Genomic DNA, 22,022 nt, shown 5'->3' with positions numbered 1-22,022 from the left:
TATTTTTAAAAAGAGAAGAGCATTATTTTGCTCCCCATTCTTCTAAAGAAGCTTTGTTCATTTTTACATAACCTTCATTTCCTACTTTTTCAGCTAATTCTAAAGATTGTTTTGCAGCTGCAATAGCAGTTGCAGTTTTACCAGCTTTTGCATGAATTAAAGATTGTTGTCTTAACATCCAAAACTTAGGATCTTCTTTAGTCATTTCTATCGCTTTATCAACCCAAGTTAATGCTTGGTTTATATCTTTATCGGCAGTTTTATAGTACACAGCAGCATCATAAAATGCACTTGCATTTGGTTCTCCCTTCATAACTTCATCAATAGAAGCCATCACTAATTTCTCAGTTGGTACTGTAAATGGCATACCAACATATACATCTTCCCAAAGTAAACCTAATACTCCATTGTTATTGGTTAAATCGTCAAAAGTTGCAGTAAACGTTTCAATTTTCATTGGCATTTTTTGTACTTCTACATTTGTACTTGCAACAACTTTAGCAGCATCCCATTCTTTAGGATTTCCCCAGTTATCAGAATCTGAATACAACATTATATCCCAAGATTTTTCATTTGGTTTTGTATAAACGGCATACGTTCCTGCAGCTACATTTTTTTCTCCAATTGTTACATCTGTAGAAAAAGTAATTTTTGTGTTAGCGTTTGCACCTGTTCTCCAAGTTTTTCCATAAGGAACTAAATCTCCGAAAATTGTACGACCTTTCATACTTGGTCTTGAGTATTCTAAAGTTACATCTGTTAAACCAACCTTTTGTTTTAAAGTTGAAAATGGACTTGGTGCTGGAGCAGAAATTTTTGCAGCTGCAGCTTTAACTTCTTCTTTAACTTCTTTTTCAGCAACTTCTTTAGTTTCTGAATTTTTACAATTTGTAAAAAGTAAAAGTGCAAAAACACTTAAAATACTTATAGATTTGATTGAAATTTTTTTCATGATTGTTTTATTTTTAATTTGAAAAGCTAAAATTACAATAAAAATGATGAATGATAATCAATACTTAAAATACATTTCATTTTTTTAGCTGATATTTGCATTCAATGAAGAAATATATTTCAGAATTTATAGGAACTTTTGCAATGGTTTTCTGCGGAACAGGAGCCATGACAATTAACGAAGTTACAGGTGGAGACGTTACACACGTTGGTATTGCAATTACTTGGGGATTTATAGTTATGGCAATGATTTATGCTTTTGGTGATATTTCTGGAGCGCATTTTAATCCAGCAGTTACTATTTCTTTTGCCTATGCAAAAAAGTTTGCTTGGAAAGAAGTTCCTAAATACATAATTGCACAAATTTTAGGTGCAATTTTAGCAAGTGTAATCTTGTGGATTTTATTCCCAACTTCCGAATATTTTGGGGCAACTTTACCAACAATTGATGTTTGGCGCGCCTTTATTTTAGAACTATTATTAGCCTTCTTTTTAATGCTTACTATTATAAATGTTTCCACCGGAAGTAAAGAAGTTGGCGTAGTTGCAGGTATTGCAATTGGTGGCGTAGTTTTATTAGAAGCCATGTTTGCAGGCCCAATTACAAAAGCATCTATGAATCCTGCACGTTCCATTGCACCAGCATTAATTTCTGGTCATACAGAGCATTTATGGATGTATATTTTAGCACCAATTTTAGGTGCTTTATTAGCCGTTGTTTCTTGTAAATTAGTAAAAGACGAAAATTGTTGCGATGCAGAATGTTAGTATTTTAGGTTGTGGTTGGTTAGGAAAATCGTTAGCAGTTTCTTTATTAAATGATGGTTATACTGTAAAAGGTTCTACCACAAGTGAAGAAAAATTAGAAACCTTAGAGTTCAATAATATTGAACCTTATATAATTGACATCAGTTCTTTTGAAGAGTTTGATAGCTTCTTAAATTCAGATATTTTAATAATTGCAATTACCTCAAAAGATATTGATGGCTTTGAAAATTTAATTTCTCAGATTGAAAATTCGAGCATTCAAAAAGTGATTTTTATCAGCTCAACTTCGGTTTATGGAAGATTAAATAAAGTAATGACTGAAGAAGATGAAGTTTTAAAAACACCGTTAACCGAAATTGAAAATTTATTTAGAGAAAACACCTTTTTTGAAACTACAATAATTCGTTTTGCAGGTTTATTCGGAGATACAAGACATCCTTCTAATTGGTTTAAGAATGGACGAAAAATACCGCAACCAAAAGGGTTTGTGAATATGATTCATAAAGAAGATTGTATACATATTATTCATGAAATTATAGATCAGAATTGTTGGAATATCACTTTTAATGCATGTTCTAATCATCATCCAACAAGAAGAGAATTTTATACTTTTGCAAAAGTTAGCAACGGTTTAGCGATTCCTGAGTTTGAAGAAAATGAAGTTGTTAAGTGGAAAATTATCAGTTCTAAAAAAGTACAAGAAGTTTTAGGATATACTTTTATTAATGATAATTTGTTGTCGATTTAAGTTTCAAAGTTTCAAAGTTTCAAAGTTTCAAAGTTTCAAAGTTTTAAAGTTTTAAAGTTTTCATTTTTGAATACTGAATACTGAATACTGAATACTGCCTACTGATACTTCTTCTTTCTCCAATAATTAAATCCAAACCCAAAACCAAACAACAATAAAAGTGGAACAACAATATTTAAAAACTGCCAATATCCTTTTTCTTGAAAAGCTTGTTGTTTGTCTAAAATATTAAGTTGAAGCGATTTGTTTTTTAAGTTGATTAAACCAGAATCGTCCAATAAATAATCTATTGAATTTAATAGAAAATCTTTATTTCCAAAACGTTCATTAGTCCATTTATCGGTTGCTAAATCATGTGGTTTTCCTTTTAAAATTTGATTCTTTGCAATATCTCCATCAGCAATAATTATCATTTTATTTTCTGAAGATTTCCCTTTAAAAATAGTGCTTTTAAAAGGTTTAATTCTGTTTGCATAAGCAGAATTAAATTCGCCTTCTAACAACACACTAAATAATTGATTTCCGCCAGAAAATTCTTGTTCTGTTGGTTCATTTGCTATGCTAGAAAGTTCAATAATTGTAGGTAAACCAACTTGTTTAGTAAGTAATGAACTTACCAATAAAGGTGTTTTTCTTACATTATTTTTTAAAGTGTCAATTTGTGTTGCAAATTGCAAACGAACAGGTAAAACGTTTTTACTAATTGGGTGATTTGGATTTCCTGCAACTAACGGGTTATAAAACCAAGGCAAGTTTTGAAACTGTGTTTGATTTCCAACATTTCCTGTTGCTAACGGAATTTTAGATGCGTATAAATCCTGTACTAATTTGCTGTTTACTCGAACTCCGTAAGCAAAAAGTAAATCCGTTAAATTTAGCTCTCTAGGATATGCTAACATTTTTCCGTTGTTAAATAAACTATCAGTATCGGCTTGTACATTGTCTAACATCCACAATGTTTTTCCGCCGTTTGTTATAAATTGATCGAGTGTAAATTTTTCTTCAGCAGTAAATTTTTCTGTAGGTTTTGCAATAATAGCAAGATCAAAGTTTGTTAAACCTTGTAATGTTTTCTGTGGGTTTGTTGCAACAGAATCTAATGTGAATTTTGCTAAATGATATTTCTTGCCAACTTCACTTAAAAAGCTATACAGTTCAATGTCTTGTAATTCTCCATTTCCAGAGATTATAGCAACTTTTTTCTTGTTATTTTGCGTTAAGATATTCAATGCATTTGCAAAAGAATATTCTAATCCTTCAACAGCATTTTGTAATTGTTCTTCTTGTGTTTTTGCTTGACTCTCTGGTAATAATGAAACAATTACAGCTTTATTCTTATAAGAAACTTCTGCCCAAGGAAAAATAATAGCATTTGATAATTTACCATCTTCTTCAACAGTTAATTGACTTGGATACATTCCTTTTTTTGTCAATTGTTCTCGTTGATTATCAGGATTGATAAAAAGGATTTTTATAGCTGAATTTTCAGCTTTTAATTCCTCTAAAAACTGACGAGTTTCGGTTTGTAATCGTTGGAATTCTGTAGGAAATTCGCCCTCTAAATATACTTTTACAGTAACTGTATTTTCAAATTTATCAAGAATTGAAGTTGTAATTTTTGATAACGTATAGCGTTTGTCTTGAGTTAAATCGAATCTTTTATAAATTGATTGATTGGCGAAATTCAACAAGAAAACTCCAATTAATAATAATGCGATATTTTTTATTTTCTTATTCATCTAATTGCATTTTTGTAATGAATAAAAAGAAAGCTGTTACAGATACAAAGTAAAGAATATCTCTTGTGTCTATAACGCCTCTAGAAATACTTTTAAAATGTTCGTTTATTCCTAATTTTGAAATATTTTGATTGCTAACCAAATTAGCAAAAGCATCAAAACCAAAGTATAAAAAGAACGTTATAAAAACACTTAAAATGAATGCCACAATCTGATTTTTAGATAATGTAGATGTAAATAAACCAACGGCAGTATAAGTTGAAGCAAGCAATAATAAACCAATATAAGATCCAATTGTGCTTCCAAAATCTAAATTACCAACAGGGTTTCCTAATTGATATACTGTGTAAACGTAGGTTAAAGTAGGAACTAATGCAATAATAATAAGTAGGAGTGAAGCCAAAAATTTACCAAACACAATTTGCCAATTTGTAATGGGCCTTGTCTTTAAAATTTCTATGGTTCCGCTGTTAAATTCATCAGCAAAACTCTTCATGGTAATTGCCGGAATTAAAAATAGAAATACCCAAGGCGCTAAATAAAAGAAGTTATTTAAATCGGCAAAACCTGCGTTTAGGATATTAAAATCGTCTTTAAAAACCCAAAGAAATAATCCGTTTATAACTAAGAAAACTCCAATAACCAAATAGGCAATTGGTGAGGCAAAAAATGCTGTGAATTCTTTTTTTAATATTGCTTTCAATGTTTATTTGTTTTAGATTCCTCCAAGCTTAAAAAAAACTTATTTTGGAAACACGTTTTTCTTTTTTTTATTCTTGTCTCTTTATTCTTGTCTCTTTTTCAATCTTATAAACCCTATTATCTTCTACGTCATCATCTTTTCTTTCTGGTTGAAAAACAAAATTGTACTTCTCTAACAACGCAATTGAAGCAATATTATTTTTATGTGTAAAGGCTTCAATAGTTTTTAGCTTCATTTTATTAAAACCAAATTCTAAAACAGTTTCCATGGCTTCACTCATAAATCCTTTTTTAAAAAACGCTGGAAGTAAAGAATAACCAACTTCTCCATATTGTTTTTCTTGATTAAGATTCCAAATGCAAATTGAGCCAATTGCTTTATTGTTCTCTTTTAATGTAATTAACCAAGTAATACTTTTCTTATCAATTTCTTCTTGTGTTATTTTTTTGATAAAATCTTCAGCTTGAGATATTTTTGTAGGAATTTCTCTTTCAATATATGTATTTATAATTGGGTTTGAACGTAATTCTAAAAAAGTAGCAGCATCATCCAAATTAGATTTACGTAAGAGTAATCGTTCAGTTTTTAAAGTAGGAAAAGAATTAAAATTCATTACACTAAACTTTCTGTTTTATCAACACTCCAAGCAAGCGGTTTGTCATTAAACAACACTTTTGTTTTTGCCCAAACTCCTTTAAATAAGTCGGAATTTCTGTAGTTTTCTAAATCTTGCTCAGTTTCCCAATAAGAATAGGTGAAAAATACATTGGTATTTGTTTTGTCTCTGTATAACTCTAGTAAAGAACAACCTTTAGATTTTCTAATAAAAGCTTTCTTTTCATCAAAATTTGCTAAAAACTCTTCAATTTTTTCTGGGTGAAAACTTAATTTTACAATGCGTACAAACATGCTTTTTTAGTTAAGAGTTGTAAATTCTGGCGATTTAATAGTTTCAAATTCAATAGAAATGGTATCTCTATAATCCATTCCTAACAAAGAAGATGCGCCTCCAACAGTGGTTAAATTACTTCTGTATACAGCAATTTCTAAAAAACCAGCAGAATTAAAGATTGCTAATCGTTCACCATCATTTCTACGGCGTTCTTCTGGTACAGAAAAATCTACAAACTCATTATATCTACTATATATTTTTGAAAAAGAATATCTACGTGCAGAAATTTTAAAAGGTCTTCCTTTACCAATTTCATTAAACATCTTTTTACTGATATTGCTAATTACATTTCCGTAATTATCAATATAAATTACGCCTCCATTAATAATAGTTTGTGTTTGATTTACTTTTGGTTGAATTTCAACTAACTTTTTATATTCTTTAATTTCTTTACCAATTACACCTAAGTTTCCTCCACGAGCAATATGACAAGCAACTTGTACAAAAACATCTAGTACAGGAAAACTACTTTGAATACGATCATGGATATTAATTTCTACAATCTTTGTAGGGTTAATTTCTGAAGCAATCATAGAAATTAATCCATTATCTGGACATACAAAAAAATGATCATCCAATTCTAATGCAATATGTTTGTTTTCTATAGATAATTCTGAATCTACACCAACAATATGTATACTTCCTTTAGGAAAACTTTTATATGCATTTTTTAAAATATATGCAGTTTCAGTAATGTTAAAAGGAGTAATATGATGTGTAATGTCAATTATTTTAACATCAGGAAGTTCTGTGTAGATAGCTCCTTTTACAGCACCTACAAAGTGATCTTTAGTTCCGAAATCTGTAGTTAAAGTAATTAGAGACATTAAAAAAATAACTGTTAATTAGTTGTGAAAAAGTTTTTGACTATTTAACGCAAATCTAATGATTTCTTCAAAAATAATTTCTAAATTTCTACTGTATTTTAATCAAAGGTTTTTTAACGCAGTTAATATTAACAAAACAGTCTATGACTGTTAATTTTTAAAAATTTATCATTTGACAGAACGTATAATTGAATTGACAGAAATTGATCCAAACGATTTTTTTGGAGCACGAAATAGTACTATTACTCAATTAAAAACATACTTTCCAAAAATTAAAATTGTAGCACGTGGCAATAAATTGAAAATTTATGGAGAATCAGATCTTTTAGATGAGTTTGAAAAACGAATTGAAATGCTAATTAAGTATTTTAATAAGTATAATAAGTTAGATGACAATATCATTGAACGCTTAGTAACTTCAACAGGAAAAGAAGAAGAAACCCGTAAATCTACCGGAAAAGGAGATGATATTTTAGTGCATGGAGTTAGCGGAAAGCAAATTAAACCACAAACTGCTAACCAGCGTAAAATGGTTTCTTTAATGCAAAAAAATGATATGCTTTTTGCTGTTGGACCTGCAGGAACAGGTAAAACATATACAGCTGTTGCTTTGGCTGTAAAAGCGTTAAAAGAGAAAGATGTACGTAGAATTATTTTAACAAGACCTGCAGTAGAATCTGGTGAAAATTTAGGTTTTTTACCTGGAGATTTAAAGGAAAAACTAGATCCGTATATGCAACCTTTATATGATGCGTTGCGAGATATGATTCCGCATGAAAAATTAGAATCTCATATAGAAAAAGGAATTATACAGATTGCTCCTTTGGCATTTATGCGCGGTAGAACTTTAGATAATGCCTTTGTAATTTTAGACGAAGCACAAAATACAACGCACAATCAAATGAAAATGTTTTTAACCAGAATGGGAAAACACGCAAAGTTTATCATTACTGGAGATCCAGGGCAAATAGATTTACCAAGAAAACAAGTTTCAGGATTAAAGGCATCTTTACTTACTTTAAAAGATATTGACGGAATTGCGCAAGTATTTTTAGACGATAAAGATGTTGTGCGTCATAAATTAGTAAGAAAAATAATTACAGCTTATAAAAGTATAGAAACGGAATAAAATTTTAGTTGTTAATCAATAGTGTTTAAAGTACTTTTGCAACCAACAACACAACAAACAAATAGATGAATACAATTAACGAGACTAACTTTAACTTTCCTAAACAAAAAAGTATTTATAAAGGAAAAGTAAGAGAAGTTTACAATATAAATGACGAAGTATTAGTAATGATTGCTTCGGATAGATTATCAGCTTTTGACGTAATTTTACCGCGTCAAATTCCGTTTAAAGGTCAGATTTTAAATCAGATTGCAACAAAAATGATGAATGATACAGCAGATATTGTTCCTAATTGGTTAGTTGCAAATCCAGATGAAAATGTGGCAATTGGTCATTTATGTGAGCCATTTAAAGTAGAAATGGTAATTAGAGGTTATATGTCTGGTCATGCAGCAAGAGAATACAAAGCAGGTAAAAGAGTTTTATGTGGAGTTGAAATGGCTGAAGGTTTAAAAGAAAACGATAAGTTTCCAAATCCAATAATTACGCCTTCAACAAAAGCTGATAATGGAGATCACGATGAAGATATTACACGTGAAGACATTTTAGCAAAAGGAATAGTTTCTGAAGAAGATTATATTGTTTTAGAAAAATATACAAGAGCTTTATTTGCAAGAGGAACAGAAATTGCTGCTTCTCGCGGATTAATTTTAGTAGATACTAAATATGAATTTGGTAAAACTAAAGATGGTAAAATTGTCTTGATTGACGAAATTCATACACCAGATTCGTCTCGTTATTTTTATGCTGAAGGATATCAAGAACGCCAAGAAAAAGGAGAATCTCAGAAACAATTATCAAAAGAATTTGTACGTCAATGGTTAATTGAAAATGGTTTTCAAGGAAAAGACGGGCAACAAATTCCAGAAATGAATGATGAAAAAATTATCGAAATTTCTAACAGATATATTGAATTGTACGAACAAATAACAGGAGAGAAGTTTGTAAAAGCTTCTACAGAAAATGTTTTGGCAAGAATAGAAAAGAATGTAACTTCTTTTTTAAATAAATAAATCTTGTCATTCCGAACGAAGAATGAGGAGGAATCTAATAACTATTAAAAAATTAAGATTTCTCCTAACGTCGAAATGACAAGAGTAAATTAATTAATGTTTTGTCGAGCTAATTACTAACGACTAAAAACTAACGACTAAAAACTGTAAAATGATAATAGAACCAAGAACAAGAGGATTTATCTGTTTAACATCGCATCCAACCGGTTGTGCTCAAAATGTTAAAGATCAAATTGAATATATAAAATCTAAAGGAAAAATTGAAGGCGCTAAAAGAGTATTAGTTTTAGGTTCTTCAACGGGTTTTGGACTGGCATCAAGAATTGCAAGTGCATTTGGATCAGATGCTGCTACAATTGGTGTTTTCTTTGACAAACCAGCTACAGCAGGAAGACCAGGTTCGCCAGGATTTTACAACACAGCCGCTTTTGAGCAAGAAGCAAACAAGGCAGGTTTGTATGCAAAAAGTATTAACGGAGACGCGTTTTCAAACGAAGTAAAAGAACAAGTTGTAAACTTAATTAAGGAAGACTTAGGTCAAATTGATTTAGTAATATACAGTTTAGCTTCACCTGTAAGAACACATCCAACTTCAGGAAAACGTTTTAAATCGGTTTTAAAACCAATTGGCGAAGTTTTTACCAATAAAACCGTAGATTTTCATACAGGAAAAGTATCAGAAATTTCTATAAATCCTGCAGAAGGAGAAGACGTAGAAAATACGATAACTGTAATGGGTGGAGAAGACTGGAAAATGTGGATGGACGCTTTACAAGCTGAAAACTTGTTAGCCGAAGGAATAAAAACTGTTGCCTATTCTTATATTGGCCCAGAAGTTACAAAACCAGTCTATAGAAACGGAACAATTGGTGCTGCAAAAGACCATTTAGAAGCTACTGCTTTTACAATTACAGACGATTTAAAATCGATAGGAGGAAAGGCGTATGTTTCAGTAAATAAAGCATTAGTAACACAAGCAAGTTCTGCAATTCCAGTAATTCCTTTATATATTTCTTTATTATTTAAAGTGATGAAAGAGAAAGGAATTCACGAAGGTTGTATTGAGCAAATTCAACGTTTGTATAGCGAACGTTTGTTTGGTGGAGATTTAGCTTTAGATGAAAAAGGTAGAATTAGAGTTGATGATTGGGAAATGCGTGAAGACGTACAAGCAGAGATTTCTGAATTATGGAAAAAAGCTACAACTGAAAATTTATCTGAAATTGGAGATTTAGAAGAATATAGCAACGAATTTTTTAAATTATTCGGGTTTAAGGTACCAGGAATAGATTATGATGCAGATGTTAATGAATTGGTTGAAGTACCTAGTATTCAATAGTAAAATATTCGAAAAACAATAAAAACCTCGTAGAAATTCTATGAGGTTTCTTTTTTACTTTTATCTTGTAAAAAAATAAATATGAAAGCAGTTACTGTAAAAAAAATAAAAGATGAATTAGCACATAAATCAACCAATGAATTGATTGAATTGTGTTTACAGCTTTCTAAATTTAAAAAAGAAAATAAAGAGTTACTTACTTATTTGCTTTTTGAATCTCATAATGAAGAAGGTTATATAGAAAGTGTAAAAGAACAAATGGACAATTTGTTTGAGCAAATAAATACTAAGAGTTTTTTCTATATTAGAAAAAGCGTCAGAAAAATTTTAACGCTTACTAAAAAGTTTATTCGATATTCAAAAAAGAAAGAAACAGAAGTAGAATTACTGTTACATTTTTGTTATAAACTCAAGAATTTTAAACCTTCAATTAAGAATAGTCAGCAATTATTAAATTCATTTGATAGACAAGTTCTATTGATAGAAAAAGCAATTGCAACCTTACATGAAGATTTACAATACGATTATAAATTAGAGTTAGAAGAGTTGTTAGACTAAGCTTCGTTTACAACTTTTTTTTACTTTCTTTTTCCTTAGAATCTGCTCCCCAAAAACGACGACTTTCAATAAAATCTTGCTCTTCTTCAAGTTGCTTAGGTGTAAGTACTTTTAAAAAAGAAGGATGTTGTTCAATTGCATATTCAATTTTAGTCACAATATCGGCAACATCTTCATTTTCATAATCAATCTCTAAAGGCTCTTTAATAACCATAGATTGTAAGACGTTACGTTTCTTAATTTGCAATCCTTTTTTATCAAAAGAACGTCTAAAACCATCAATTACAATAGGTACAACTACAGGTTTGTGCTTTTTTATTATATGAGCTGTTCCTCTTCTAATTGGTTTAAAAGCTGTAGTTGTTCCCTGCGGAAACGTAATTACCCAACCGTCATTTAGAGCTTTTCCAATGTTAGAAACATCAGACATTTTTACTTGTCTTTTTACATCTTTACCTTCGCTGCGCCAAGTTCTTTCAATGGAAACAGAGCCAACATAAGCAAATATTTTTGGCAACAATCCTGCACGCATAGTTTCTCCAGCAGCAACATAATATATGTTTAATTTAGGCTGCCAAATGTATCCGATATTTTTAATGGTATTATCTCTTCCTTTTAAGGCAGCATTAAAAACATGAAACATTGCAGCTACATCCGCAAAGTATGTTTGATGATTAGAGACAAAAAGCACATTGTTTTCAGGTAAATTTCTAAGAATTTCAGAACCTTCAATCTGTAAATTATTAAAACGTCTGTATCTTCCGTGAGAAATAACACCAAAGATTCTGATAAGCCATTTCTTTAAGAATAATATATGTCCAAAAGGGTTCCTTTTAAATAAAGGCATAAGTTTTTAATTTGTAAGAGCTACAAAAATACAAAAGAATTAATCAAGTTAAGAGTTCAACAATTCTTTAATTTCTGAAAGAATCATTGCCGTTGCTCCCCAAACAATGTAATTGTTTAGTTTAAAGCAAGGTACGCTAATTTCTTTCATATAAGAAGTACTCATAATTTTACTAGTAATATTATCATTATTAAGTAAATCACTTACTAAAACAGTTATACTGTTGGCTACTTCATTATTTTCAATAAAAGTTGGTTTTGTATTTGTGAAGCCCATAAAAGGAGTTGCTAAAAAATTACTTGGAGGAATATAAACGTCAGTAATTTCTCTTATTATTGCTATTGATGAAGGTAAAACACCAACTTCTTCGTGAGTTTCTCTAAGTGCCGTTTCTTGTAAATTGATATCGTTTTTTTTCAATTTTTCCTCCAGGGAAACTTATTTGACCAGAATGTGTACCGTTATAACTAGCTCGTTCTGTTAATAAAAAACATGTTTTTCCGTTTTTATTTGGATAAAATAATGCCAAAACAGCGGCTTTTTTTGGATTACTGTTTTTTATTTTTTCTTCGGAATATTGCAGTCGAAGTTTAGGAACCAATTTAAATTGCGCTTCCATTCCGCCAAGTTGCGTAGTTTTGTAATGATTTATTTTAGATTGAAATTCAGAAAAATCCATAGAAAATAGTAATTTTATGCAAACTTATTCATTTCAAATGATATAGCTGTTTTTTGGCTTGAATTTTGCCATATTTCAACTATAAATTAAAATTGATAGATGAAAAATAAATATAAAAAATTAGCATTAGGTTTATTGTTTGATGCTTTTGGTTATGCATCTTTTGCGTTTCCAATGTTGGATATTGTTTGGGCACCTTTGTCTGCGTATTTAATGACAAAAATGTACAAAGGGAAAGAAGGTAAAATAGCAGCAGCAATAACATTTGTTGAAGAGGCTATGCCATTTTTGGATGTGATACCAACTTTTACATTAATGTGGTTGTACACATTTGTTTTTAAAAAAGAGAAAGAAACGACTATTGAAGTTTAGTTATTTTTTAAACAAGAATCCTAATCCTAAGCGACTTAAAAATTTCTTTTCAAATGCCCAAAAGAATTTAAATTGACCAAATACCCAACCAACGATAGGTAATGTAAGTTGATAAATAGGAAATATTAATAAGATTCTTAAGAACCAAAACAAAAATGGATTTGTAGTTTCTGGAGATAAACCAAAGAATGCAGTAACTGGTTTTGCAACCCATGTAGCAAAAGATCCATTAATAGAGAAAACAAGCAGTATAGCAATAATTGCCCAATTACTTTCTATTCCCCAGCGTTGTTTTAGTTTTTCCATTTTAAAAAAATAAGTACTGCAAAATTACAACAAGAAAAAAGGTCAAACAATAAATGTTTGACCTTTTTTTATATTTATAATATAGGAATTTTACTTACCAAAAAGACCTCCTAAAAGACCAGCAATGCCACCTTTTCCTTTTGTAGCTTGTCCTAAAACCATACCTGCAACATCATCAATAACACTACCGTCACCATCTGCATCTAGTATTTTTTCTAAGAAGCTTTGTTCGTTTTTAGTTTCGTTACCACCAAGTAAACCACCAAGTAAACCACCTAAATCTGCTGAGTTACTTACATTACTTTGGCGAGATTGTTGACCTAAAACTCCCATTAATATTGGTGCTGCAACTTTTAAAATGTTACCAACACTTCCTGTATCCATTCCAGATTTTTCTCCGATAACTTTTTCAACACCTTGTTGTTTGTTACCTAAAATATGACCTAAAATTCCAGCTCCATCTTGTTTTACAGTTTCATCAACTCCACCACCAAATAAACCTCCAAGGTTATCTAAAATACCACCATCGTGCTTTTTTAACGCTCCCATTAATCCTTCAGCACCTTCTGGTGTAGAAGCATTACGTTCCATTGCTTTCATTAAAACTGGTAGCGCCATTGTTAATACACTACTTGTTTTTCCTGCGTCTTGACCTGTAGATCCAGAAACTCCAGATATAATTGTTTTTCCTAAGTCACTGTTTAATAAGTCTAAAATTCCTGCCATTTTTTGTTTTTTTATTTTGTTAATATTAAGCTTGTTATATTTATGACACAATATACAAATAAAGTCACACCCTATATTATCTTTTTTTTTTCTACCTTTCAATCTTGAAAAATAACATATATATTTAATGAAAAAACTAGCACTACACTGGAAAATAATGATTGGAATGGTTTTAGGAATTCTTTTTGGATTCTTAGCATTACAATTAGGTTGGCAAAATTTTATTGCGGATTGGATAAAACCTCTAGGAACAATTTTTGTAAAATTATTAAAATTAATTGCAGTTCCGCTTATTGTAGCTTCACTAATAAAAGGAATTTCAGATTTAAAAGACATTTCTAAATTTAAAAATATAGGTGTTAGAACTATCCTTATTTATATAGGTACAACAGTAGTTGCAATTACTATAGGTTTAGTGTTGGTTAATATAATGCAACCAGGAGATGGTATTTCTCAAGAAACAATTGACAAATTAACAAATACCTATGCAAAAAGTTCGAGTATAACTTCAAAAATTACCGAAGCATCAAAGCAACAAAGTAGTGGTCCTTTACAATTTGTTGTAGATATGGTACCAGACAATGCTGTAAGTGCTATGAGTAATAATAAGGCAATGTTACAAGTAATATTCTTTACTATTTTCTTAGGAATATCTATGTTATTAATAGGAGAGAAAAAAGCAAAACCACTAAAAGATTTCTTTGATGGTTTAAATGATGCCATTTTAAAAATGGTAGATCTTATTATGTTGGTGTCTCCTTATGCAGTATTTGCACTATTAGCTAATGTAGTGGTTACTTCTGGAGATCCAGATATATTGTTAGCGTTGTTAAAATATGCAGGAGTTGTTGTGTTAGGATTGTTAATAATGGTAGCTTTTTACTGTTTATTAGTTAGTCTTATAACAAAGAAAAATCCGTTATGGTTTTTAAAACAACTAAGTCCTGCACAGCTATTAGCATTTTCTACAAGTTCAAGTGCGGCAACTTTACCTGTTACAATGGAACGTGTAGAAGAGCATATTGGTGTAGATAAAGAAGTATCTAGTTTTGTTTTACCTGTAGGTGCAACAATTAATATGGACGGAACAAGTTTATACCAAGCAGTAGCAGCAGTTTTTGTAATGCAAGTTTTATGGCCAGAAGGTTTAGGGTTTGCAAACCAAATGTCTATTGTATTAACAGCACTTTTAGCTTCAATTGGTAGTGCAGCAGTTCCTGGAGCAGGAATGGTAATGCTGGTAATTGTTTTAGAATCTATTGGTTTCCCAAAAGATTTATATCCTGTTGCATTGGCATTAATTTTTGCAGTAGATAGACCTTTAGATATGTTAAGAACTACAATAAATGTTACCGGAGATGCAACTGTATCTATGATTGTTGCAAAATCTGTAGGAAAATTACACGATCCAAAACCAAAAAACTGGGACGATAATTACGATGCAGTGAAATAGTTTTCAGTCGCAATCACAGTTTTCAGTAATTGATAGATTTTAATAATAATTTTAGAAATTTCAACTAACAACTAACAACTAACAACTAACAACTAACAACTAACAACTAACAATATGAACGTTTGTTTTTTAATGTATCCTTGGGAAAGTATAAAAGCCCCAGAAAATGATACTTCTATGACACTTATTCATGAATGTGTAAAAAGAGGTCATGGAGTTGCAATTTGTTCGCCTTCTAATTTAACTATTAGAAATAGTGTAACAAATGCTTTTTGTACAATTTTAAAACGTGCAGACAAAGTTCCTGCAAGTCTAAAATCGTTTCATAAAAAAACTGAAACCAGAGAAGAAATGCTACCACTAGCAGGGTTCGATATTATTTTTATGAGGGCAGAACCACCTTTAGACCCTATAATGTTAAACTTTTTAGATTCAGTTAAAGACGATGTTTTTATTATTAACTCAGTACAAGGTATGCGTGTTGCAAATAATAAATTATACACCGCTGTATTTGAAGATCCTAATAACGAGATAATTCCGGTTACACATGTCTCTAAAAACAAAGATTATTTGGTTAAAATGATTGAAGAATCTAATTCAGATAAAATGATACTAAAACCGCTAAATGGTTTTGGTGGTTCTGGAGTTATTTTAATTGAAAAATCTGCAATGGGAAACATTAATTCGCTTTTAGATTTTTATATAAATAAAGGAGATGGAAATTCAGATTATGTAATTTTACAAGAATATATTGAAGGAGCAGATAAAGGAGATGTAAGAATTTTACTATTAAATGGATTGCCAATTGGAGCCATGAAACGTGTTCCTGGAGATAAAGATCATCGATCTAATGTGTCTGCAGGAGGTACAATTGAAAAACATAAACTTACTGCACAAGAAAAATTATTGTGTAAAAAAATTGGACCAAAATTAGTTAAAGACGGATTGTATTTTGTTGGCATAGATGTAATTGGAGGTAAACTTGTGGAGGTTAATGTTATGAGTCCAGGAGGAATTACGTACATGAATAAAGTTTATAAAACCAAAGTACAAGAAAAAGTTGTGGATTTTATGGAAAGTAAATATTTGGAAAGAAATGCTGCTTTTATTAGAAAATCGGATTTAAAAAGACAAGTAGACGAAGCATAAATCAGTTAGCAGTTTTTTAGTTAACAGAAAAAAAACAACATTTGTAAAAAATAGAAGTTGATAAAAGTGGATAAACCCATAGTTTCAGTAGATTGGTTGCATCAAAATATTGATGCAGAAAACCTTGTTATTCTAGATGCTACAATTCCTAAAGTAGGTACTAAAAATGAAACGAATATCAATAAAGAGGTAATTTCTAACACTCGTTTTTTTGATATAAAGAACACATTTTCTGATAAAGAATCGCAGTATCCAAATACTATTTTATCTGCTGAAAAGTTTCAGGAAGAAGCCCAAAAATTGGGAATTAACAAAGACAGCTGTATAGTTGTTTATGATGATTTAGGAGTTTACGCTGCGCCAAGAGTTTGGTGGATGTTTAAATTAATGGGTTTTAATAATATTGCGGTTTTAAATGGAGGTTTTCCTGCTTGGGAAAAAGCTAATTTCAACATAGAAAAACCAAAAGAACACTCATTTACTAGAGGAAATTTTATAGCAGATTATCAACCAGAAAAAATAAAATTTACAGAACAAGTTTTATCAGCAACCAAAAACAATACTATTTTAATTGCTGATGCGCGTTCTAAAGGAAGGTTTTATGGAACTGAACCTGAGCCAAGAAAAGAAATTCGTGGAGGTCATATGCCTAATTCGGTAAGTTTGCCTTATGGAGAAATGCTTTCTAACGGAAGGTTAAAATCAACAGAAGAATTAAAAAAAGTTTTCGAAGAAATAAATCCAAAGAACAATTCCTTAATTTTTTCGTGTGGAAGCGGAATTACAGCTTGTATTTTAGCTTTAGGAGCAGAAATTGCAACCATCAAAAACTACGCGGTTTATGATGGTTCTTGGACAGAATGGGGCAGTAGAACGGAATTACCAATTATAAAATAATAAATTATGACACTAAATTGGACAAAAGAAGAATTTACAGCATATGTTTTATTGTATGTTGCACAAAGTAATTACATCGAAACTGAAGAAGAAAGCAAGTATATTTTATCTAAAGTAGATGAAAAATCGTTCAATGCAATTCATACAGAAATTGTACATGATAACGATTATCAAAGTATGGAAAAAATAAAACAATATTTATTAGATAATAAATATTCAGAAGAAGGTAAAACACAATTAATTAAAGAAATAAAAGAGGTTTGTTTTGCTGATGGTTCTGTAGATATTTTAGAGAAGAATGCATTTATGTTTTTAAAGAAAATATTAAAGTAATGGAAAGATTATCTGTTGAAAAAATTATTCATAAAATTGAAAATGAAGAATTTTTTGAAGCTGTTTCCTCAGATTATTCATTTACAATAAAGATTGAAGAATATGTTCCGTATGTTTGTGGAGCTGTTCACGATGGAAATCAATTTAGAAAAGAATTGTGGGATAATTGTATACACACAGCCTATGAACGTTGGTTTGAAGAGGACCCGGAAACCAAAGAAATGGTTAAAATGCATCCAATAATTATAGCAGGTTTAGATTCTCGATTCGAATACGATTTAAATCGCGCGCCAGAAACGGCAATTTATACAGATGCTTGGGGAAAACAATTATGGCGCAATGAGTTACCTAAAAGTCAAAAAGATAAAAGTTTAGCAAAACATGCAAATTTTTATAAAGTTGTACACGCTTTAATTACGAAATTAGAAGAAAAGTTTGGAGTTTGTGTTGTGTATGATATGCACAGTTATAATTGGAAACGTTGGGATAGAGAAGTACCAATATGGAATTTAGGAACATCAAATATCGATAATAATCGTTTTGGAGAAGAAGCAGAATCTTGGCGAAGAGTTTTAGAAAAAATGCAATTACCAAACGGAATAAAATCAACTTCAAAAATTAACGATACTTTTCAAGGAAATGGATATTTTTTAAAGTTTATTACTCAAAATTTCAACAATACTTTAGTTCTGGCAACAGAGATAGCAAAAGTATATTGTGATGAGTTAACACAAACTATGTTTCCAGAAGTGGTGCAAGCAGTTGAAAAATATTTAAGAATTGAATTAAAAAAACACGCAGAAAACTTTTATAAAAAGCATAAAGCGTAACTTTGTACCGTAATTTTGCACTTGATTTATGATGAATGACACTTCTTTAAAAACAGCATCACTTTTTAAAATAGATAATTATGTAGATAGTTTGGTTAAAAAAATCGAACTTTTAAGCTACGTAAATCCTACTAATATAGAAGAACAAAAGCAGCTATTTTTTGATTCTAACTACTTTACGGACCCTAGTTTTGTATATCCTAAAAGAGATTTTGATAAATTTAAATTACATAGAGAGTTTTTTACGCAGCCTCTAGAAGAAATAGAAGAAGAAAGGTTACGAAACCTGTATGAAGAAATTATTTATTTTTATTCAGGTTTAATACAATGTATAGAAACTGTAGGAGAAGGAAAAAAGTTCTACTATAATAGTTTACATTCCTTCGGAACTCCAACAGAACAAGATGTAGAAAACGCAAAATTTATTCTTCATTTTAATGCTGAAGGTGAAGAGTCTGAAATTTTTCAACCAAAATACTCTCCAAAAGAAGCCGAAGAGTTATTTAGAAACTACGCCAAGCAATACAATTTTACATTCGATATAAAATACTCTAAAACCATGGGAGCAATTGCTATGGTCTTAAATAATATTCAAACATTGGTTTTAAATGAAAACCATACGTTTTCAGAAAATGAAATGGGTATTTTAACCAATCATGAAATTGGTGTACATATGGTTACTACAATGAATGGTTTATTACATCCTTTAAAAATATTCTCTCATGGATTTCCAAGTAACGTAGAAACACAAGAAGGTTTAGCTGTTTTTAGTGAGTATATGTCTGGAAATTTAACTATTAGAAGGTTAAAAGAATTGGCTTATAGAGTTTTAGCTGTAGATAGTTTAGCAAAAGGGTATACTTTTTCTAAAACATTTAGATTACTCCATAATACTTACGATTTAGAAAAAGAACAAGCTTTTTACATAACCACAAGAGCACATCGTGGAGGTGGTTTTACTAAAGATTATTTATACTTAACAGGTTTAAAAAAAGTATATGATTATTATAATAAAGGTAAAGACTTAAAATTACTCTTAACAGGTAAAGTTTCTTTGGAGTTTGTAGATGATATTACTTACTTGCTTGAAAATAAATATGCAACGCCAATAAAACATTATACGGATGCTTATTTAAAAAATAATAACAAAAACAAAACAATAGATTTTATTTTAAATTCTTTAAAATAAGTTTATTCAATAAATTTAGACATTAACTCTTTAGTAGGAATCATACAGCTTTCTTTTTTACCAAACCAATTATATCGGTTTTTAGCAATAAAATCATAAACAAAGTTTCTAATTACTGAAGGAAATACCCAAAATAGTTGTGTCATTTTCCATAAACCACCAAAATTAGCAGCTATTTTTAAAGCAGCTGAAGATTTAATGGAGTATAAATAATTTTCTTCCACCAAAATAATAGAATCAATTTTAGTTACATCAATCTTTAAATGGTTGATAGTTTCTTGTCCAAAATTAGATTGTAATGATGCAAAAACAAATTTGTTATGTTTATCTAATTTAATAGTTTTTAACACTGCATTATTACACAAGTTGCAAACACCGTCAAATAAAATTAATTTTTTTCCTTTTGGAATATTCATCATTATCAGTAAGTTAAATAATTATTACAAAAATATAAGATATTTTGTAACAAAAAATTATTCTTAGCGTCTTATGGTAAGTACTAGTAAAAATAACAGCTTTTAACAAAAAATTAATAAGCGTAATTTATAACAAATAGTACTATTGTATAAAATTAACTAACCAATGATTCGAATAGAAAAACTACACAAATCTTATCCAATAGGTAAAGATTCACTTCACGTTTTAAAAGGTATTGATTTACATATAAAAGAAGGAGAATTTGTTTCAATTATGGGGTCTTCAGGTTCTGGTAAATCTACACTCTTAAATATAGTTGGGCTTTTAGACTCACATGATGAGGGAGATTATTATTTAAATGGAGAGTTAATTGAAAACTTAAATGAAAAGAAAGCGGCAATTTTAAGAAATAAGTTTCTTGGGTTTGTTTTTCAATCATTTAATTTAATATCATACAAAACAGCCTTAGAAAATGTAGCATTACCACTTTCTTATAAAGGTATTGCAAGAAAAGAGCGTTTAAAAATAGCATTAGAATATTTAGATAAAGTAGGTTTAAAACCATGGGCTAATCATTTACCAAATGAGCTTTCTGGAGGTCAAAAACAGCGTGTTGCCATTGCAAGAGCTTTGGCTACTAAACCTAAAGTAGTGCTTGCAGATGAGCCAACTGGGGCATTAGATTCTGCTACAACAGATTCTGTTATGGGGCTTCTTAAAGATATAAATGATGAAGGAATGACAGTTTTTGTAATTACTCATGAAGAAGAAGTAGCTGAACAAACAAAAAGAGTTGTACGTTTAAAAGATGGTTTAATTATGAGTGATGAGATTACTGCTATCGGAAAAGCAAAAGCTGTATAATTATGTTTGATATAGACCGTTGGAGAGAAATATTTCAAAGTATAAGTAAGAACAAACTACGTTCAGTTTTATCTGGTTTTACAGTTGCTTTTGCTATTTTATTATTCACGTTACTTTTTGGAATTGGTAATGGTTTAAAAAACACATTTAAAGAAGGTTTTGCAGGTGATGCTGCAAACTCTATAAATATAAGTGCAGGTAGAACAACAAAACCCTATAAAGGTTTACAAAGCGGAAGACAAATTCAGTTTAAAAATGATGATTTCAAATTTTTACAAGAAGAATTTGAAAAAGAAATTCAATTTATAAGCCCTACACTTCAACGAAGTGCAAACGTAGTTTACAAAACAAAAAAAGACAATTATACTATTAAAGGGGTAAACATTGGCTATGATGTTTTGGAATCTGCGTCCGTAATAGAAGGAAGATTTTTAAATGTTTTAGATATAAGAAATAGATTAAAAGTTGTTGTAATAGGTAAAATGGTTGAAAAAGATTTATTTAATGGATTAAGTGCCTACGGAAAAGAATTAAATATTGGTGGAATTGTGTACAAAGTAATTGGTGTTTTTACAGACTCAGGAGGAGATAATGAAGAACGAGTTATATATACGCCGTACACTACCATGCAACGAATTTATGGAGGAAATGATGAAATAGGAAATTTCGGTATGACCTATAACCCAAAATTAAGCGTAGATGCCGCCATAGCTTTTGGTCATAAAATGAAAAGAGCTTTGCAAAAAAGACATGATGTTTCTCCTAATGATCAAAGAGCTATTAGAGTTAGCAATAGAGCAGAAGATAATAGCCAGGTTGAAACTATGATGTTAGGATTAAATATTTTAATTTTAGTAATCGGTTTTGGAACCTTAATAGCAGGTATTGTTGGTATTAGTAATATTATGGTCTATGTGGTAAAAGAACGAACCAAAGAATTAGGTATTAGAAAAGCATTAGGAGCAAGCCCAAGTTCTATTATTACAATGATAATGTTAGAATCGGTATTAATAACTGCACTAGCAGGTTATTTAGGTTTGGTAATTGGTGTTGGTATTTTAGAGTTTATAGGGCCAAGTCTAGAAAAGTATTTTATTTTAAATCCAGGAGTGTCAACTTCAACAGTAATAGCAGCAACGGTTACACTTATTACTGCAGGTATAATAGCAGGTTACTTACCCGCTAAAAGGGCAGCGCAAATAAAACCAATTGTAGCATTAAGAGCAGATTAAT

At 30.2% G+C, this 22,022-nt stretch carries 27 protein-coding genes; 15 read left to right on the top strand and 12 right to left on the bottom strand.

The window, feature by feature from the left end; genetic code table 11:
• Nucleotides 1-22: 22 nt before the first annotated feature.
• A complete protein-coding gene (locus LPB136_RS05660; RefSeq protein WP_083426187.1) occupies nucleotides 23-952 on the bottom strand; it encodes a DUF2911 domain-containing protein in 930 nt (309 codons plus the stop codon).
• A gap of 104 nt (nucleotides 953-1,056) precedes the next feature.
• Here LPB136_RS05660 and LPB136_RS05655 point away from each other — a divergent pair, with 104 nt between their 5' ends.
• Together LPB136_RS05655 and LPB136_RS05650 are read left to right on the top strand one after the other, a co-directional pair.
• Nucleotides 1,057-1,719, top strand: coding sequence for an MIP/aquaporin family protein (locus tag LPB136_RS05655; RefSeq protein WP_072555194.1), 663 nt, complete (start codon nucleotides 1,057-1,059; stop codon nucleotides 1,717-1,719).
• Nucleotides 1,706-2,467: an NAD(P)H-binding protein gene (locus LPB136_RS05650; protein ID WP_072555193.1), complete on the top strand. Its 762-nt coding sequence runs from the start codon at nucleotides 1,706-1,708 to the stop codon at nucleotides 2,465-2,467. Before LPB136_RS05655 ends, LPB136_RS05650 begins: the two co-directional genes overlap by 14 nt.
• A 98-nt stretch (nucleotides 2,468-2,565) precedes the next feature.
• On the opposite strand, the gene gldG is transcribed toward LPB136_RS05650, so the two are convergent.
• The 5 genes from gldG to LPB136_RS05625 form a co-directional block, all read right to left on the bottom strand.
• Nucleotides 2,566-4,206 (bottom strand): gliding motility-associated ABC transporter substrate-binding protein GldG, encoded by a 1,641-nt coding sequence (gene gldG, locus LPB136_RS05645; protein ID WP_072555192.1) that lies wholly within the window; start codon nucleotides 4,204-4,206, stop codon nucleotides 2,566-2,568.
• Nucleotides 4,199-4,909 carry a gliding motility-associated ABC transporter permease subunit GldF gene (gene gldF, locus LPB136_RS05640; protein WP_072555191.1) on the bottom strand — a complete coding sequence of 237 codons (711 nt, stop codon included), beginning with the start codon at nucleotides 4,907-4,909 and terminating at the stop codon, nucleotides 4,199-4,201. The genes gldG and gldF overlap by 8 nt, the downstream gene beginning before the upstream one ends.
• 67 nt (nucleotides 4,910-4,976) lie before the next feature.
• Nucleotides 4,977-5,522, bottom strand: coding sequence for a GNAT family N-acetyltransferase (locus LPB136_RS05635; protein ID WP_072555190.1), 546 nt, complete (start codon nucleotides 5,520-5,522; stop codon nucleotides 4,977-4,979).
• The gene (locus tag LPB136_RS05630) at nucleotides 5,522-5,818 is read right to left on the bottom strand and encodes a putative quinol monooxygenase (protein WP_072555189.1); all 297 of its coding nucleotides are present in this window, start codon (nucleotides 5,816-5,818) and stop codon (nucleotides 5,522-5,524) included. Before LPB136_RS05630 ends, LPB136_RS05635 begins: the two co-directional genes overlap by 1 nt.
• A 6-nt stretch (nucleotides 5,819-5,824) precedes the next feature.
• Nucleotides 5,825-6,688, bottom strand: a complete 864-nt coding sequence (locus tag LPB136_RS05625; protein WP_072555188.1) for an SAM hydrolase/SAM-dependent halogenase family protein — start codon at nucleotides 6,686-6,688, stop codon at nucleotides 5,825-5,827.
• 172 nt (nucleotides 6,689-6,860) lie between these two features.
• Here LPB136_RS05625 and LPB136_RS05620 point away from each other — a divergent pair, with 172 nt between their 5' ends.
• The 4 genes from LPB136_RS05620 (at nucleotide 6,861) to LPB136_RS05605 (ending at nucleotide 10,727) form a co-directional block, all read left to right on the top strand.
• Nucleotides 6,861-7,817, top strand: a complete 957-nt coding sequence (locus tag LPB136_RS05620; RefSeq protein WP_072555187.1) for a PhoH family protein — start codon at nucleotides 6,861-6,863, stop codon at nucleotides 7,815-7,817.
• A gap of 65 nt (nucleotides 7,818-7,882) precedes the next feature.
• On the top strand, nucleotides 7,883-8,830 hold the full coding sequence (locus tag LPB136_RS05615) for a phosphoribosylaminoimidazolesuccinocarboxamide synthase (RefSeq protein ID WP_072555186.1): 948 nt from the start codon (nucleotides 7,883-7,885) through the stop codon (nucleotides 8,828-8,830).
• A gap of 151 nt (nucleotides 8,831-8,981) precedes the next feature.
• Nucleotides 8,982-10,169, top strand: a complete 1,188-nt coding sequence (fabV, locus tag LPB136_RS05610) for an enoyl-ACP reductase FabV (protein ID WP_072555185.1) — start codon at nucleotides 8,982-8,984, stop codon at nucleotides 10,167-10,169.
• Nucleotides 10,170-10,250: 81 nt separating this feature from the next.
• On the top strand, nucleotides 10,251-10,727 hold the full coding sequence (locus LPB136_RS05605; protein ID WP_072555184.1) for a hypothetical protein: 477 nt from the start codon (nucleotides 10,251-10,253) through the stop codon (nucleotides 10,725-10,727).
• A 7-nt stretch (nucleotides 10,728-10,734) separates the two neighbouring features.
• On the opposite strand, the gene LPB136_RS05600 is transcribed toward LPB136_RS05605, so the two are convergent.
• The 3 genes from LPB136_RS05600 to LPB136_RS14125 are packed head-to-tail and all read right to left on the bottom strand — an operon-like array spanning nucleotide 10,735 to nucleotide 12,253.
• Nucleotides 10,735-11,574, bottom strand: a complete 840-nt coding sequence (locus LPB136_RS05600; RefSeq protein ID WP_072555183.1) for a lysophospholipid acyltransferase family protein — start codon at nucleotides 11,572-11,574, stop codon at nucleotides 10,735-10,737.
• A 48-nt stretch (nucleotides 11,575-11,622) separates the two neighbouring features.
• Nucleotides 11,623-11,994, bottom strand: a complete 372-nt coding sequence (locus tag LPB136_RS14130; protein ID WP_237267423.1) for an NUDIX hydrolase — start codon at nucleotides 11,992-11,994, stop codon at nucleotides 11,623-11,625.
• On the bottom strand, nucleotides 11,954-12,253 hold the full coding sequence (locus LPB136_RS14125) for an NUDIX hydrolase (protein WP_237267422.1): 300 nt from the start codon (nucleotides 12,251-12,253) through the stop codon (nucleotides 11,954-11,956). The genes LPB136_RS14130 and LPB136_RS14125 overlap by 41 nt, the downstream gene beginning before the upstream one ends.
• A 99-nt stretch (nucleotides 12,254-12,352) precedes the next feature.
• Between LPB136_RS14125 and LPB136_RS05590 the strand changes: the two genes are divergently transcribed.
• The gene (locus tag LPB136_RS05590; RefSeq protein WP_072555182.1) at nucleotides 12,353-12,625 is read left to right on the top strand and encodes a hypothetical protein; all 273 of its coding nucleotides are present in this window, start codon (nucleotides 12,353-12,355) and stop codon (nucleotides 12,623-12,625) included.
• On the opposite strand, the gene LPB136_RS05585 is transcribed toward LPB136_RS05590, so the two are convergent.
• The gene (locus LPB136_RS05585) at nucleotides 12,626-12,931 is read right to left on the bottom strand and encodes a DUF6787 family protein (protein ID WP_072555181.1); all 306 of its coding nucleotides are present in this window, start codon (nucleotides 12,929-12,931) and stop codon (nucleotides 12,626-12,628) included.
• A 90-nt stretch (nucleotides 12,932-13,021) separates the two neighbouring features.
• The gene (locus LPB136_RS05580) at nucleotides 13,022-13,657 is read right to left on the bottom strand and encodes a DUF937 domain-containing protein (RefSeq protein WP_072556926.1); all 636 of its coding nucleotides are present in this window, start codon (nucleotides 13,655-13,657) and stop codon (nucleotides 13,022-13,024) included.
• A gap of 127 nt (nucleotides 13,658-13,784) precedes the next feature.
• Here LPB136_RS05580 and LPB136_RS05575 point away from each other — a divergent pair, with 127 nt between their 5' ends.
• The 6 genes from LPB136_RS05575 (at nucleotide 13,785) to LPB136_RS05550 (ending at nucleotide 19,508) form a co-directional block, all read left to right on the top strand.
• Nucleotides 13,785-15,110: a dicarboxylate/amino acid:cation symporter gene (locus LPB136_RS05575; RefSeq protein ID WP_072555180.1), complete on the top strand. Its 1,326-nt coding sequence runs from the start codon at nucleotides 13,785-13,787 to the stop codon at nucleotides 15,108-15,110.
• 114 nt (nucleotides 15,111-15,224) lie between these two features.
• On the top strand, nucleotides 15,225-16,259 hold the full coding sequence (gene gshB, locus LPB136_RS05570) for a glutathione synthase (RefSeq protein ID WP_072555179.1): 1,035 nt from the start codon (nucleotides 15,225-15,227) through the stop codon (nucleotides 16,257-16,259).
• Nucleotides 16,260-16,325: 66 nt separating this feature from the next.
• Entirely contained in the window at nucleotides 16,326-17,156 is an 831-nt protein-coding gene (locus tag LPB136_RS05565; protein WP_072555178.1) for a sulfurtransferase, read from the top strand.
• A 6-nt stretch (nucleotides 17,157-17,162) separates the two neighbouring features.
• Nucleotides 17,163-17,489, top strand: a complete 327-nt coding sequence (locus LPB136_RS05560; protein WP_072555177.1) for a hypothetical protein — start codon at nucleotides 17,163-17,165, stop codon at nucleotides 17,487-17,489.
• Nucleotides 17,489-18,319, top strand: coding sequence for an N-formylglutamate amidohydrolase (locus tag LPB136_RS05555; RefSeq protein ID WP_072555176.1), 831 nt, complete (start codon nucleotides 17,489-17,491; stop codon nucleotides 18,317-18,319). Before LPB136_RS05560 ends, LPB136_RS05555 begins: the two co-directional genes overlap by 1 nt.
• 28 nt (nucleotides 18,320-18,347) lie before the next feature.
• A complete protein-coding gene (locus LPB136_RS05550) occupies nucleotides 18,348-19,508 on the top strand; it encodes a flavohemoglobin expression-modulating QEGLA motif protein (protein WP_072555175.1) in 1,161 nt (386 codons plus the stop codon).
• A 2-nt stretch (nucleotides 19,509-19,510) separates the two neighbouring features.
• Here the strand turns inward: LPB136_RS05550 and LPB136_RS05545 are convergent, their stop codons facing one another.
• Nucleotides 19,511-19,927: a thiol-disulfide oxidoreductase DCC family protein gene (locus LPB136_RS05545; RefSeq protein WP_072555174.1), complete on the bottom strand. Its 417-nt coding sequence runs from the start codon at nucleotides 19,925-19,927 to the stop codon at nucleotides 19,511-19,513.
• 163 nt (nucleotides 19,928-20,090) lie between these two features.
• Between LPB136_RS05545 and LPB136_RS05540 the strand changes: the two genes are divergently transcribed.
• Both LPB136_RS05540 and LPB136_RS05535 read left to right on the top strand, forming a co-directional pair.
• On the top strand, nucleotides 20,091-20,789 hold the full coding sequence (locus tag LPB136_RS05540; RefSeq protein ID WP_072555173.1) for an ABC transporter ATP-binding protein: 699 nt from the start codon (nucleotides 20,091-20,093) through the stop codon (nucleotides 20,787-20,789).
• Between the two features lie 2 nt (nucleotides 20,790-20,791).
• A complete protein-coding gene (locus LPB136_RS05535) occupies nucleotides 20,792-22,021 on the top strand; it encodes an ABC transporter permease (RefSeq protein WP_072555172.1) in 1,230 nt (409 codons plus the stop codon).
• Nucleotide 22,022 lies beyond the last annotated feature (1 nt).

It is taken from the genome of Tenacibaculum todarodis (genome assembly GCF_001889045.1).
Taxonomy (GTDB): Bacteria; Bacteroidota; Bacteroidia; order Flavobacteriales; family Flavobacteriaceae; genus Polaribacter; species Polaribacter todarodis.
Note: the sequence above shows the minus strand (reverse complement) of the source record. Positions and strands in the feature narration are given on the sequence as shown.